The organism is Bacteroides stercoris ATCC 43183 (genome assembly GCF_025147325.1).
In the GTDB taxonomy this organism is placed as follows: Bacteria; Bacteroidota; Bacteroidia; order Bacteroidales; family Bacteroidaceae; genus Bacteroides; species Bacteroides stercoris.
On record NZ_CP102262.1, the window covers coordinates 3,945,598 to 3,960,266 of the forward strand.

The following is a 14,669-nucleotide window of genomic DNA, read 5'->3' on the forward strand; positions in this document are numbered from 1 at the left end:
CGATGAAAAATATATTTTTACTGCTTATCGGTGCTCTATTAGTCAGCAGTTGTTCATTAGACAGAGAACCGGAAACGACATTAAGCGATGTCAAATTTTGGAGAAGTGAGGCCGACTTGAGAGGTGCTTGTAATCGTTTATATATTGATCTGCCGGGCTTCTTAACGGGTAGAGGACATGATTTGCGTTCGGAAGAATTAATAGGAAATACTCCCGATGAGATTTCTTCCGGAAATCGCAGTATCCCGGAAACTGATAAAGAGTGGACTGATCCTTATAACAAGATAGGCGTCTGCAACAACATCATTGTCAAGGGAGAGAATATAGATATCAACGAAACGACAAAAAACCGCTGGTTAGCAGAAGCACATTTTTTTCGTGCCTTCTATTATTTTGACTTGGTAAAGAAATATGGCGACGTGCCACTTATTCTGAAAGTCTTCAACAATACCAGTGACCCAGAAATAAAGAAAGGCAGGGATTCACGCGAAGCTGTCATACAACAATGTTATAAAGATTTGGATTTTGCAGCACAATGGCTTCCCGATATTGATAAACTGGCAGATAATGCAAACTGGGGACGTGTATCCCGCTCTGCTGCACTGGCAATGATTGTACGTATCGGACTCTATGAGGGCACTTATATCAAGTATCACAATTTAACGGAAGGAGACAGCCAAAGTCACTTGAAAAAGTCTATCGATGCAGCTGAGACTATGTTTAAGGAAAATAAACACGACCTTTATCCTGACTTCCAGAAATTGTTTTATTTTGATGGCGAAGGACGCCAAAATAAAGAAAACATCTTTGTAAAAGTGTATGGACCAAATGGAGTTAACAATGCAATTACATGGCACAACCAATGTAGCTCAAAAGCCGGACAAGCAACCATAACACGCCAAATGATTGATAACTTTTTATACATCGACGGATTACCCAGAAAAGTTTCGGTTCATTATCAAGAAGAAACCAATTTTGATGACATATTCAGTAATCGTGATCCCCGTTTGGAAATGACCGTATTTTCCTACAAAGAAATATCTTTCAAGAATGCGGAATACTTACCCTTTGATAACGTAAACCACAGCGGCTATGGGTATCCCATCAAGAAAGGGTATATGCAGGAAGAGTATGATACTAATTCTAAAGAAACCGTTGATAAAATGCATATTCGTTATGCCGAAATCTTGATTTCATATGCTGAAGCACTTTATGAATATAATGGAAAAATCAGTGATGACCAATTGGAAGCTACTGTCAACTATATTAGAAAACGTTCCGGATTTAATACGAAACTAACTAATGGATTCGTATCTGATCATCAATTGAACATGTTAGACGAAATTCGAAGAGAGCGTATTGTCGAATTCATTGATGAAAACATACACTATGATGACATAATTCGTTGGAAAACAGCAGAAAAAGTACTTCCCCAAACAATGTTGGGTATTCTGTTCAATCCCGATGAAAGTGCCAAAACTGCCAAAGAGCTGGGTTATAAATTTACAGATGCAAATGGTGCTTACAACGAAGTGAAAGTGTACGATCAAGCTAATATTTATGTAATAGAGGAAGCTGACAGTCGTAAATTCGATCCTCAGCGTGACTATTTATATCCTATTCCAAGTTACGAGATTGCTACATCTAATGGAAATATTAAACAAAATCCATATTGGAAATAATAAATTAAAAGAATAAATGATATGAAAACATTAAAAAATAAAATATCCTTTTTGCTACTGTTTACAATGTGTTGCCTCTTAGGCAGTTGTGATAAATCGCATGAAGAATGGGAAGATGGAGACCCAGCATTGGCTCATGTTTACTATTATTGTTTTGAAAAATGGGGAACTATCCCGGTAGGGAATGATGTTACTTACACAGTAAAGCAAGGAGAGACACTTGCCATACCTACACAATTCTACAGCAAGTTTGTCCGTTCATATAGTCCCGAAGTATATTATTATACTTCTGCGATTTCCGACAAAACACCCCTGATATGCGGAACAGACTATATTGTCACTGATAAAGACGGTAATGAATTAACCCCGGATGCATCAGGAGCCTATAAGATGATTTGGCCAAATGCAAAAGGAGGAGTACAAAACATATATATAAAAGCTTTGAACGGTAAAAAAGGGTCTTTCCATGTACTGACTTTTGATCCTAACAAAAAAATGGATGTAACTGATGTCACAACCACTTCCATTATTAAAACGGATGAATATGAAGTACGGGCAATGTCTGAAAATTATCGTGTTACAGTAATCATAGAATAATCTATTAATGATTATTCTCTCATCACACGTTTTTTTATAGCTAACCGCCTATAATCAAGATTATTAATTGGTTATAAGAAGCGTTATGACAGTGATGACCGAATACCGGTCGTCACTGTTTTTTTTAAATTTTTATCCTCAATATTACTTTAACTCATTGATTTATAGCCATTACATACACTTTATGCGACCCTTGCCCCAATGTTGTTAAAATACCTTTCTCCACCAGTAAATTGAGGTCATTCAACGCCTTGTTCTTCAAAAGTCCCGTAATTCCGCTGTAATCCTTGCGCGTAATGAATGGATTTGCATCCAAAAACGCGCACAGTCTGCGGTAACGTTCCGCACCGCTGATGTCCTCACTGTGCCGGAAGCCATACCCTGCCCTTACACGTTCCACAAATCCTGCACACTGTTTCCGGAAGCCGGGCGATACGCGGAAATGCACCTTGCCGAAAAATATCGTCTGCGCATGGATTTCCTTCTTGTCCATGACGGGACGTGCTGTCAGTCCCGCCGAAAAATACCCCATATTGCCCAACTGTACATGATGCCCTTCGGAAAGGTAATAGGAAATGCGGCTTTCCAATGCCGCAAGCACTCCCTCTACGTCTCCGGGAGTAAAACTGGTTGCCTGTGAAATATCGCTGACCAGACGTTTGCCGGTGATAGTCCCCTTGTTCACGATGCGGGGATACATGGGTTGTAATTCGCCGTCTCCTTTCGGGTTGGGCTTTCTCTGGAAATCATACTCTGCTGCCATTGTCGTTCTGTTTTTTTAGTTATGTAATAATTGAAAATCCTGTTGTATCGGTAGCTTACGCCATTCGGCCGCATAAATTCGGATATTCTCCGCGGTCCGTTCGGGAAAAGCTGGAAGATAAACAACGTTTTGCTTCGTTGTTTTTATTTGTCCGGACCATGCAAAATGCCGTTATGCTTACAGTAAAACCCCGTTTTGCAGTTGCAGGCCCGGCGGTTGCCGGCTGCGGGCTGTGGGGCCCGCATATGAAGGCTCTTCGGCCCGCAATTGCAAAACGGGGTTTTACACCTTGTAAAGATACAAAATCCATCAGGAAAAGTCAAGTTTTCAACGGTTTGTTTTCCGATTATTTCCATTTATTTCCGGAGATAAATACTGGCAAAAATCTTAAAACAAAAGGGCGGATTTGCTTGCTTCCAGCCCGTTTTATGCGTATCTTGCAGAGTCTAAGAGAAACGCTCTTATCTCCACTAAATTTTTCCAAACAACCAACACCGGAATGAGAATAACCTTTATCAAGGAAAACCGTGACGCGGGCACGGAAAGTATCAGCACCTGCGATACAGCCGCATTTATTACCAAAATCAAGTCGGAAACCAAGCCCGGACATGTCAGTGCATTACGCACCATGCTCGAATATACAAGCCATGGCAGCGGCGGAACCTACGGACATATCGACAAGCTTCCCCGCATATGCCCCGCTATGGAGTACGGACGCAGCCGCGAGGGCGAACGGCGGATGAAACGCTACAACGGTATTGTACTGCTGGAGGTAGGCGGACTGTCCGGCATGTCCGAAGCGGAACTGGTGAAAGAACAGGCGGCACTCCTTCCCCAAACCTATGCAGCTTTCGCAGGAAGCAGCGGACGGAGCGTGAAGATATGGGCGCTGTTTGCCTTGCCGAACGGCAAACTTCCGCAACGGGAAGAAGAAATCAGCCTGTTCCATGCACATGCTTACCGCATGGCGGTACAATGTTACCAACCCCTGCTTCCGTTTCCCGTAACGTTGAAAGAGCCCTCGCCTGCCGATACTTTCCGCATGACGCTGGACGAAACGCCTTACTTTGCTCCCGATGCCGTGCCTTTCTGTCTCGAACAACCCGTGACGATGCCCGGCGAGCGGACATTCAACCAACGAAAATTGGCAGAAAACAACCCTTTAAAGCGGTTGCAGCCGGGATTCGACTCCTCGCAAACTTTCACTCTGCTGTTTGAAACAGTCCTGGGTCGTGCGCTGGACGAAGTGGAGAACTGGCAGCGCGACCGGGATGATTTTCACCCGCTACTCATCTCCATAGGCGAGCAATGCTTCAAAAGCGGTATCCCCGAAGAGGAAGCCGTCCGGCAGGTAATGATGCACTACCGACGGCAGGCAGACGAACAGACGGTGCGCACCGCACTGCACAATCTCTACCGCGAGTGCCGGGGATTCGGCAGAAAATCCGTACTGACTCCCGAACAGGACACGATGCTGAAACTGAACGAGTTCATGGAACGCCGTTACGAATTCCGGTACAACCAGCTAATGGGTGATTTGGAATATCGCCAACGCGACTCCATCCACTTCTATTTTCATGTAATGGACCAGCGAGCGCGCAACAGCGTGGCTATGGATGCCCTGCAAGAGGGATTGCGTGTGTGGGACAGAGACGTGAACCGCTACCTGACCTCTAACCGCGTGCCGCTGTACAATCCGGTGGAAGAATACCTGTGCGGCGTAGGCCGTTGGGACGGCAAAGACCGCATCCGTGCGCTTGCCGGACTTGTTCCCTGCAACAATCCGTATTGGCGTGAGCTGTTCTACCGTTGGTTTCTGAACATGGTGGCGCATTGGCGCGGACTGGGCAACAGGATGCACGCCAACAGCACATCACCGCTACTGATAGGTGCACAGGGTTACCGCAAGTCCACTTTCTGCCGCATCATCCTTCCTCCCGAACTCCGCTTCGGCTATACCGACAGTCTGGATTTTGGCAGCAAACGCGATGCGGAAATGTACCTGGGGCGCTTTCTGCTGGTGAATATCGACGAGTTCGACCAGGTGAGCATCCATCAGCAAGGCTTTCTGAAACACCTTCTGCAAAAGCCCGTTGCCAACCTGCGCAAGCCCTACGGAAGCAGTATCCAGGAGATAAGGCGGTATGCCTCGTTCATCGGGACGAGCAACCACAAAGACCTGCTGACGGACAGCAGCGGCAGCCGCCGTTTTGTATGTGTGGAAGTGACTGCCCCCATTGATACGAACGTGACGATAAACTACCGCCAGTTGTATGCACAAGCCATGCAAGCGATACGCAGCGGTGAAAGATACTGGTTTAATGACAAGGATGAAGCCGTTTTGAAAGAAAATAACCGGGAATTCGAGCAAATCAGTCCGATTGAACAGTTGTTCCATTGTCATTTCCGTTTACCACAAGAAGGGGAAGAGGGAGAATGGATGTCGCCGATACAGATTTTGGAAATTCTGCATGCAAAAAACGGTACAACGAAGCTGACAGAAGGGTATGCAAAATACTTCGGAAGGATACTGAAAAAGAACGATATAGAAGGTAAACATACCAATAAGGGAGTTGTGTATCGAATTGTCAAGTTATAATATTTCATATTTATGGAGTGATGACTAACTTTCAGTCATCACTCCTCATCACGTTATTATCACTCTATAACAATCTTATTTTTAATGGATTATATTAAAAGTGACGAGTGATGAGCAAATTTCACTTCACTCCATTAGTAACTCTCATCTCCTGCCTTATGACTCGGAATTCAACAAAAAGGCACACCTGAAGCAACCGCTCACATGATTCATCTATATATTTCCTCAAACTAACAACCTCTGACAACAGATATATCCGACCCAACATGAATAAAAGCGAGATATATCCTGCAAACTAAACAAAATCAAAAGTACTTTAAACGAAAGTATAAGTATTATAAACCACAATATTAAAATCTTAAACAGTACCGACAAGGCTTTCTACTATTATCACGTAACTTTGTTAACATACAAAGATTTAAAATTGCATATCATGAAAACAAAAATTCTTTGAAAGTGGAAGTAACACTGGATGGAGTAAAGAAAATATTGGACTATAAGTTATAAAAATCAAAAGTCAGTAGACCATTAAAAAATAAAATTTCAAGATTATGAAAACAAGACTCGCAGTAATCGGGATATTATGCGTGTTGTTAATACCTGCATATGCCAATAATCCGTTACGAAAAGCTCCCTATCCGCAACAAGACAATATTATCTATTTGAACCCAGCACCATTATTGGTACCGCCAAGTATGAAACAGTCGGATTATCTACAATTCAACCTCTCGCAGGACAAGAACTTTAAAGGGGACAATGACATATTATCCAAGCCAGTGCCCTGGTGCATGTTCAATCCGCATAAAATATTGGACACAGGACTCTGGTACTGGCGTTTCCGTTCGGTCAGCAAGACCGGTGAAGAGATGCCTTGGAGCAAGACATACAGTTTTACTGTAGAAGAAAGCACTCCACGGTTTGCAACTCCTCCGTTCGAAGTATTCCTGAACAACATTCCTAAAAACAGTCCGCGTATCTATTGCTTTCTGAATGACCGGTTGGAGGATGCACGGAAAAATGTACGTTCCAATCCGGAATTTGAAGTGATGATTGACGATGCCCGCAGTGCGCTTGCCATGGACTTCAGCACCGATACGCAACCGTACAAGCATGTTTTTGCCATGTCTGAAAACTTTGATAAACTGAACACTGCCTATCAGATGTTACAGTACAATCTTTATGTAGAGAAAATGCTGGCCAACGTACGTTGTCTGCTGAAACAGAATCCGACAAAGAATTTTATGGGCAACGACTTCAAGGCTGGCGAACTGGTCTACTTATTGGCGGCTACTTATGAGAATTTTTATGACCGCTTTACGGCTCAGGAACGCCAGAGGATAGAAGAAATTGTGATGAAGGTACTGGACTTCTATTATAAGGACCGCCTTTTGGGACGTACTGAGAATATGTTTTTCGATGAACACATCTGGCAATTCGAAATACGCCGTTTCTTACAAGCCTCGTTAGTGATGTATGACAAATATCCTGCTGCAAAAGAATACCTGGAATACTATTATGAACTTTGGAATACACGCGGACCGGGTACAGGTTTCAATCGCGACGGGGCATGGCACAATGGCGCCAACTATTTCAGCGCCAACGCTGTCAGTCTGTGTTATCTTCCCACACTATTCAGTTATCTCACCGGATTTGATTTTCTGCAACATCCCTGGTATAAAAATGCAGGAATCGGTACTGCGTATACCTGGCTTCCGGGTTCCTTAAGTGCCGGATTCGGCGACGGGCACGAAAAAAGGAACGGCAAGCCTTTGCGTATCCGAAGTGCCTTTGCCGATTTTCTGGCCCGCACCACCAATGACCCGTATGCCGCCTGGTATTCAGCCGCTAACAACCGATACAATACCGAATCTGAAACCCGCCTTTACCGTCTTGCCTCCGGCAAGCAACGTCCTGCCGATTGCGAACTGCCGGCAGATGCGCCAAAGGCTGTCTGGTTCAGAGATTGCGGTGAAATGGTAGCCAACAGCAATTTGAGAGATTTAAAAAAGAATGTCAGCCTAAGTTTCCGTTCCAGCCCTTTCGGTTCGGGCAACCACACGCACTCCAATCAGAATGCGTTCAATCTGCATTATGGCGGGGAAGCGGTTTACCATGCCGTAGGCCATTATATGAATTTTTCCGATCCACATAATCTGCTGTCTTATCGCAATACCCGCGCCCATAACACCCTACTAATAAACGGTATCGGCCAACCTTTTACGCCCGATGCCTACGGATACATTGTGCGCATGTTCAACGGCGACAATATCTCTTATGCCTTGGGGGACGCCTCGGCGGCATACTGTGGCATCAGTGACATCCGCCTGTGGAAAAACAGTTTCAAGAAGTATCACCTGACACAAACTCCAGAAAACGGTTTCGGTGAAACGCCATTGAAGAAATACCGCCGTCATATTTTTCTGTTGCATCCCAACAAGGTGGTTATCTACGACGAACTGGAAGCCAGTGAAAAGGTACATTGGGACTGGTTGCTGCATAGTCCTGTAAAATTCGATATAAATCCAGTCACAGCCACGCTCACAACCGTAAACAAAGAAAAAGGATTCACTTCTGTTGCCCAACTGTTTAGTGGGCAAAAAGCGACTATTACCCAGACGGATAAATTTGCAGCGCCTCCGAATGACGCAGACGCCCAGCGTGGTGAGGACTTCACTGCTCCCTGGTCGCTTACTGCAAGCTTCGGACCGAGCAAGAGCAACCGCATACTTACCATTATTCAGGTTGAAGCCGATGGTATGCAGGCAGTACAAATCATGAAAGAAGGCAATGCTTTCCGATGCGGTGAATGGACTATCGAAGCCGAACTGGATGCAAAGCGTCCGGGGCGTCTGTACATCCGTAATAACCGGAACAATGCAGTATTCAGTTATGGAAACAAAAAACCGGAAATAAATGGAGAGACTTATTCGTGTAAAGAGAAAGACGCTTCTGTCCTGTTTGATAGTATTAATGGAAAATGGGAAACTCAGGAAATGAGTGACCAGAGAATACAGACAATGGGAAAATGGTAAGAATACACATAATGATAACTATACCAATGTGATTTCAAAACATATCCCATCTATATTTAAAACTCAGTCATGAAAATAATAATAATCGATATTAGACGTTTTTGAAATATAATCAAACAAATTCAAAACAGAACAAGGCAATAATGCAAGTCCTTTCAACACTAGCGCACTTCGTTCTACAAAGTTCCCGTTACTTTTGCACATAAATTATTATTAATCTATATCAAAAAAAACACTTATCTACGATGAAGAAAAGATTTTTATCCTTAATTGCAGGAACCTGTCTGTCTGTTACACTCTTTGCACAAAACAACTTTATCACCAAAGAACATGGATTCGTACACGGAATTTCAAAAGAATATGAATGGCCCACCGATCCTGAAGTGCTGAAAAAATTAGAACAATGGCAAGACCTTAAATTCGGTATCATGTTCCATTGGGGAATATACTCGGTGCCCGGTATCTCAGAGTCATGGGCTTTATGCTCAGAAGATAGATTTACCGACCGCCGAAAAAAGATACTCCCGGGAGCCACTTATGGTGACTTCAAAAAATGGTATTGGGGATTAGCAGAATCTTTTAATCCTACCAAATTCGAACCGACGGAATGGGCAGCCATCATGAAAGATGCCGGATTCAAATATTTAATATTTACGACCAAACATCATGACGGTTTCTGTATGTTCGACTCTAAATATACAGATTATAACATTGCACAAGGTCCTTATAAAAACGGGAAATACAAAAATGTAGCCTATCATCTGTTCAATGCTTTCCGTCAACAAGGTTTTATGATTGGTGCTTACTTTTCCAAACCGGACTGGCACTGTGAATATTATTGGGATCCTGCGCTTTCCACTCCAACCCGTAATCCAAACTATGACATCCAAAAATATCCTGAAAAATGGACTAAATATCAACAATACACCGCCAATCAAATTGACGAGCTCATGTCAAACTATGGCAGAATAGATATTCTTTGGTTAGACGGCGGTTGGGTCAGAAAGGACAAAGGACAAGACATCAAATTGGATGAAATCGTAGATAATGCACGCAAAAAACAACCGGGACTGATTGCCGTAGACAGAACGATTCCCGGAAGAAATGAAAATTATCAGACACCGGAACTAAATGTACCCAAAACACAACAGACACACCCATGGGAAAGCTGCATCACACTGGCAAATTCATGGGGTTGGAACCCAACTCCTAAATACAAATCCGTCAACCGGATTATCAATACATTAGCAGAAATTACTGCTAAAGGCGGCTGCCTAGCCTTGAACGTAGGTCCTACCGGTGAAGGCGTCATTGAAGAAGAAGCAATCATAAGATTGAAACAGATAGGAGAATGGCTAAGGAAAAACGGAAAAGCTATTTATGCAACCCGTATCACTCCCAACTACAATTATGGCAATGTATGGTTCACCGCCAATAAGGATAGAAAAACACTATATGCCATTTATGCGCTTCCCGAAGGAGAAAAACTTCCGGCAAGCATTGAATGGGAAGGTAATGAACCAAGTGGCAAAATGACATTACTGCAAAACGGGAAACAGGTAAAATACACTTGTGAAAACGGAAAAGTAACAGTTATATTGCCACAAGGATTAAAAAATGAAGCATTAGCTTTCAGCTTTAGAGTGAAAAAATAGGCAATATATCCACGTCCTAACACAGCTTCAGGAATTAAAGTAATATATCATTTATAAATATTTGGTTATCTTTGTCAAAAGAAAAGATACAGATTATAAAGAAGATGACAATCACTACCCAACATGAAGCATTTCATCTTATGTGTTACTTGTAACTACTATCTGAATATCAACTGTAAACTAAAGTAATATTTATGACAAAAAGCTCTTTTCACAAATTACTATTGGGAAGTGTACTGATGTTACTTCCTTTCACGGTTCAGGCACAGGTCGTTTTAAAGAACTGGACCATCGAAGACCACTCCGGAAAAGTAAAAATCCTTGTATCAAGCGATACGCTGGAAATTACCGCACCCGACGGTCTTACACTTTGGTACAACCAACGCCTTACCGGTGATTATGAAATCGGCTATCGTGTGAAGATGCTGATGCAAGGCGGAAAATACGACCGCCTCAGCGACCTGAACTGCTTTTGGGGCGCCAATGACCCAGAATACCCCGACAATCTCTTCGCACGCAGCGAATGGCGAAACGGAATTTTCCAACATTATAAAACACTAAGCCTGTTTTATGTGGGATATGGCGGAAACCACAACTCCACTACCCGTTTCCGCCAGTACTTTGCCAAAGCGGCGGATACCAGTGATGCCATAGCCCGCCCCGTAATCAAAGAATATACGGACAAGGCGCACTTGCTGATTCCCAATAAATGGTACGACATCAAAATCCGTGTGGAAAAAGGAATCACAACTTACAGTGTCAACGGCGAGGAGCTGTTCCGACTGCCGGTTAAAAAGAATGAGGGAGACGGATATTTCGGACTCCGCCTATTGGAAAACCACACACTATTTACAGGCTTTCAGGTAAAAAGCCTGAAGAGGTAAATGCAATGCTTTCACCCAAGAAAATACAGAATTAAAACAGTATTCGACAAAAGTAACATACCTTTAAACTACACCCAAACACCTTTCAACAATCCTGCACAGGATATTTCACGAATATCCATATTTTTGCCGGTGAACAAAAATCACTAAATACTTACTGATATGAAAAGAAACTCTCTGTTGCTTGCAACCGCTCTGCTCATAGGCATGACAGGCTGCAAAAACACTCCGGTCCAGAAAGAAGCCTGGATAAGCAACGCACTCGATGCCGCTTCCTATCAGTTGAAATCAACCGCCGAGGAACTCTCCGGAACAAACAAGTTCCCACGTTCCATATATTCCGGCTATGATGTAAACTTTCTTGATACTCAGTTGCAGCGCGAGAACAAAGCATACATCGACTCTTTACACCCCAATCCCGAAGCCCTGCAATTAGGACAAAAACGTCTTTGCGGCATTGCCGACTGGACCAGCGGGTTCTTCCCCGGAAGCCTTTGGTATGCCTATGAACTGACCGGTGATGAAGAGTTGAAAAAACGTGCCATCGAATATACCAACATCCTGAACCCGATACGTGAGCTGAAAGGTACCCATGACGTGGGCTTTATGATGAATTGCAGCTATGGCAATGCCCTCCGCCTCGCCCCTAACGACACCATTAAAGCCGTACTCGTAGAAACAGCGGATAATCTGTGCGCCCGTTTCAACCCGGAAATCGGTTGTATACGCTCGTGGGACTTCGGTGCGTGGAACTTCCCCGTAATCATTGACAATATGATGAACCTGGACCTGCTGTTCAACGTATATAAGCTGACAGGAGATGAGAAGTATAAGAATGTGGCTGTAAAGCATGCACAAACCACTATGAAAAACCACTTCCGTCCGGACTACACCTCCTATCACGTGGTCAGCTATAACAATGACGGAAGCGTGGAAATCAAACAGACACACCAGGGTAAAAATGCAGAATCGGCCTGGTCGCGCGGCCAAGCGTGGGGAGTATACGGCTACACTTCCTGCTATCGCGAAACCCGGGACACGGCTTTCCTGCAGGAAGCCGTTCACATTGCAGACATGATTATGGAACGTGTAAAGACGGACGACCTGATTCCTTACTGGGACTATGATGCCCCGGCAGGTGAAAAGACTCCGCGTGATGCGTCTGCCGCGGCTGTCACGGCATCTGCCTTCCTGGAGCTCAGCACATTTGTGCCCGACGGCAAAAAATATTCCGACTATGCCGAAACAATCCTGAAAAACTTGTCCGGTCCGAAATATCTGGCAGCCAAAGGCAGCAATCAAGGTTACGTGCTGATGCATTCCACCGGCTCACTGCCGCATGGCTCTGAAATAGACGTACCGCTGAACTACGCGGATTACTACTATATGGAAGCATTAAAAAGATACATCGATTTGAAAAATAAAGGGTAAAGAATACATTCCGCAAATGTCAAAAATAAAAAGCCTGTTACTGGCAAGTTCATTATGTATCGCAACTGTCTGTATCAATTTTCCCGCCCACGCAACCGAAAGGCATCTTCTTGAACAGACCGTTTCCTATGAGGAATTGGGCAATGTACTCCGCTACCGGCAAAGCTGGGTGGACTATCCCGCCTATACCGACCGTAAATCCTGGAAAGAGAAAACAGCCCCCGAAATGAGGGAGCTTATCATCAGGAACGGCGAACGCGCCCTGAAACACGAATGGAAACCGGACCTTGCCTCCGACTACCTTGCCTTTAAGCGCACCGGCGAAATCCGCACCGGACGCGCCAACCACAAAGCCCTGCAAGCCTTGACCCTCGCAGAACTGGTAGAGGGACAAGGCAGATTTATGGATGCTATCATAGACGGTGTATGGTTTCTGTGCGAGACGTCCTGGATACACTCGGCACACCTCGGCTTTCAGAAAGACCGCTCCGGACTGCCCGACAGGCATGAACCGACCATCGAACTGGTAGTGGCCGACATCGGCGCGCAAATGGCATGGACTTACTATTTCCTGAAAGACGAATTCGACAAGGTGAGCCCGCTGATTAACGAACGGATTATCGAGGAAGTCAACAGAAACCTGATAAACCCCTACTTCGCACGGGATGATTACTGGTGGATGGGATTCGGCGGCCAGCAGGTAAATAACTGGAATCCGTGGATTAACTACAACGTGCTGCAAGCCCTGATGCTGATAGAGAAAGACCCGGAACGTGTGCGGCAAGGAGTCTGGAAGCTGATGAAATCCACTGATTTCTTTTTCAGCATGTATCACGAGGACGGAGCCTGCGACGAGGGTCCCACCTATTGGAGCGGGGCTTCCGGCTATGCCCTGAAGTTTCTGGATTTGCTGGCTAAAGTAACCGGAAACAAGGTGAACATATTCAACGCTCCCCTCCTGCGCAATATGGCGCAATACATTTACCGGGTACACATCGGCGACAACTATTTTGTAAACTTCGCCGACTCCGCACCCAAAGTAAGTCCAAGCCCGGGTATCCTCTACCGGTACGGCGAACTGACCGGAGACCCCGCCATGATGAAATTCGCCTCATTCATGGCACAGCAAAACCAAAGTTTCAAGGACGGGGTAAACGGATATTTCGCTTCTGCCCTGGACGAGCTTTTTATGTACAAAGACATCATCGACCATCCGCAAGGCGAACCGCTTACCGGCACTTATTGGTTTAAAGACACCCAAATCTGCGTGGCACGCGACACCGAAGGCAAAAGCGACGGCTTCTTCTTCGCAGCGAAAGGCGGAAACAATCAGGAAAGCCATAACCACAACGATGTGGGGTCGTGCATCCTTTACTACAATGCCCTGCCGGTGCTTATCGATGCAGGCGTAGGTACTTATACCCGACAGACTTTCGGACCGGAGCGGTACACGATATGGACCATGCAGTCCGATTATCACAACCTACCCCTCATCAACGGAACCCCGCAGAAGAACGGCCGGGAGTTTGCCGCACACAACCAGCAATACAAAGCCACCGCCAAAACCGTATCCTACCAGGTGGACATTGCCCGTGCCTATCCGCAGGAAGCAAATGTAAAAAGCTGGATTCGCAACTATACGCTGCACAGGAAAAAGGATTTCACAATCACCGACAAATGGAAACTTTCGGCATGCAACGAACCGAGTGTATTAAACCTGATGACCTGCTGCGAAGTCGAAATCGACCGCAACAAAAACATTACTCTGACAGGAGAGGCAGGTAGGTTCAAAGTGGAATACGATAAAAAACTCTTATCGCCCGCAACGGATACCGTCGAACTGACCGATCCGAAATTAATCCACTCCTGGAACCGGAAAAAGCTGACGCGCATCCGTTTCACAATTGTGTCGCAACAAATTTCCGGTGAAAGCAAACTGGTGATAAGGAAGGCTCAGTATCATAAGACCTTGAACGATTGATAATCATTGATTTCATAATCTCTCCCCTAAGTTCATCCTGACGTA

At 44.8% G+C, this 14,669-nt stretch carries 10 protein-coding genes; 9 read left to right on the forward strand and 1 reads right to left on the reverse strand.

The window, feature by feature from the left end; translation table 11 throughout:
• The first annotated feature begins 2 nt into the window (after positions 1–2).
• Positions 3–1,682 carry a RagB/SusD family nutrient uptake outer membrane protein gene (locus NQ565_RS16750; RefSeq protein WP_005657253.1) on the forward strand — a complete coding sequence of 560 codons (1,680 nt, stop codon included), beginning with the start codon at positions 3–5 and terminating at the stop codon, positions 1,680–1,682.
• Positions 1,683–1,703: 21 nt separating this feature from the next.
• Positions 1,704–2,279 carry a hypothetical protein gene (locus tag NQ565_RS16755; protein ID WP_005657256.1) on the forward strand — a complete coding sequence of 192 codons (576 nt, stop codon included), beginning with the start codon at positions 1,704–1,706 and terminating at the stop codon, positions 2,277–2,279.
• A gap of 154 nt (positions 2,280–2,433) precedes the next feature.
• On the opposite strand, the gene NQ565_RS16760 is transcribed toward NQ565_RS16755, so the two are convergent.
• The gene (locus NQ565_RS16760; RefSeq protein WP_005657257.1) at positions 2,434–3,042 is read right to left on the reverse strand and encodes an HU family DNA-binding protein; all 609 of its coding nucleotides are present in this window, start codon (positions 3,040–3,042) and stop codon (positions 2,434–2,436) included.
• 173 nt (positions 3,043–3,215) lie between these two features.
• On the opposite strand from NQ565_RS16760, the gene NQ565_RS16765 reads away from it, so the two are divergent.
• The 7 genes from NQ565_RS16765 to NQ565_RS16795 all read left to right on the forward strand — a co-directional run bounded on the left by NQ565_RS16765 (position 3,216) and on the right by NQ565_RS16795 (position 14,624).
• On the forward strand, positions 3,216–3,545 hold the full coding sequence (locus NQ565_RS16765) for a hypothetical protein (RefSeq protein WP_155817347.1): 330 nt from the start codon (positions 3,216–3,218) through the stop codon (positions 3,543–3,545).
• Positions 3,542–5,641 carry a BT4734/BF3469 family protein gene (locus tag NQ565_RS16770; protein ID WP_005657260.1) on the forward strand — a complete coding sequence of 700 codons (2,100 nt, stop codon included), beginning with the start codon at positions 3,542–3,544 and terminating at the stop codon, positions 5,639–5,641. Before NQ565_RS16765 ends, NQ565_RS16770 begins: the two co-directional genes overlap by 4 nt.
• Positions 5,642–6,192: 551 nt before the next feature.
• Positions 6,193–8,673 (forward strand): DUF4962 domain-containing protein, encoded by a 2,481-nt coding sequence (locus tag NQ565_RS16775; protein WP_005657262.1) that lies wholly within the window; start codon positions 6,193–6,195, stop codon positions 8,671–8,673.
• 245 nt (positions 8,674–8,918) lie between these two features.
• The gene (locus NQ565_RS16780) at positions 8,919–10,328 is read left to right on the forward strand and encodes an alpha-L-fucosidase (protein WP_005657265.1); all 1,410 of its coding nucleotides are present in this window, start codon (positions 8,919–8,921) and stop codon (positions 10,326–10,328) included.
• Between the two features lie 194 nt (positions 10,329–10,522).
• Entirely contained in the window at positions 10,523–11,212 is a 690-nt protein-coding gene (locus NQ565_RS16785; protein WP_005657266.1) for a DUF6250 domain-containing protein, read from the forward strand.
• A gap of 162 nt (positions 11,213–11,374) precedes the next feature.
• Positions 11,375–12,643, forward strand: coding sequence for a DUF4995 domain-containing protein (locus NQ565_RS16790; protein ID WP_005657270.1), 1,269 nt, complete (start codon positions 11,375–11,377; stop codon positions 12,641–12,643).
• A gap of 16 nt (positions 12,644–12,659) precedes the next feature.
• Positions 12,660–14,624: a heparinase II/III domain-containing protein gene (locus tag NQ565_RS16795; protein ID WP_005657272.1), complete on the forward strand. Its 1,965-nt coding sequence runs from the start codon at positions 12,660–12,662 to the stop codon at positions 14,622–14,624.
• The last annotated feature ends 45 nt before the right edge of the window (positions 14,625–14,669 follow it).

Excerpts from the sequence above, each read along its gene's own strand:
- NQ565_RS16755 (WP_005657256.1), top strand. The coding sequence starts at position 1,704 with ATGAAAACATTAAAAAATAAAATATCCTTTTTGCTACTGTTTACAATG.
- NQ565_RS16780 (WP_005657265.1), top strand. The coding sequence starts at position 8,919 with ATGAAGAAAAGATTTTTATCCTTAATTGCAGGAACCTGTCTGTCTGTT.
- NQ565_RS16760 (WP_005657257.1), bottom strand. The coding sequence starts at position 3,042 with ATGGCAGCAGAGTATGATTTCCAGAGAAAGCCCAACCCGAAAGGAGAC.
- NQ565_RS16750 (WP_005657253.1), top strand. The coding sequence starts at position 3 with ATGAAAAATATATTTTTACTGCTTATCGGTGCTCTATTAGTCAGCAGT.
- NQ565_RS16775 (WP_005657262.1), top strand. The coding sequence starts at position 6,193 with ATGAAAACAAGACTCGCAGTAATCGGGATATTATGCGTGTTGTTAATA.
- NQ565_RS16770 (WP_005657260.1), top strand. The coding sequence starts at position 3,542 with ATGAGAATAACCTTTATCAAGGAAAACCGTGACGCGGGCACGGAAAGT.
- NQ565_RS16785 (WP_005657266.1), top strand. The coding sequence starts at position 10,523 with ATGACAAAAAGCTCTTTTCACAAATTACTATTGGGAAGTGTACTGATG.
- NQ565_RS16765 (WP_155817347.1), top strand. The coding sequence starts at position 3,216 with ATGCTTACAGTAAAACCCCGTTTTGCAGTTGCAGGCCCGGCGGTTGCC.
- NQ565_RS16795 (WP_005657272.1), top strand. The coding sequence starts at position 12,660 with ATGTCAAAAATAAAAAGCCTGTTACTGGCAAGTTCATTATGTATCGCA.
- NQ565_RS16790 (WP_005657270.1), top strand. The coding sequence starts at position 11,375 with ATGAAAAGAAACTCTCTGTTGCTTGCAACCGCTCTGCTCATAGGCATG.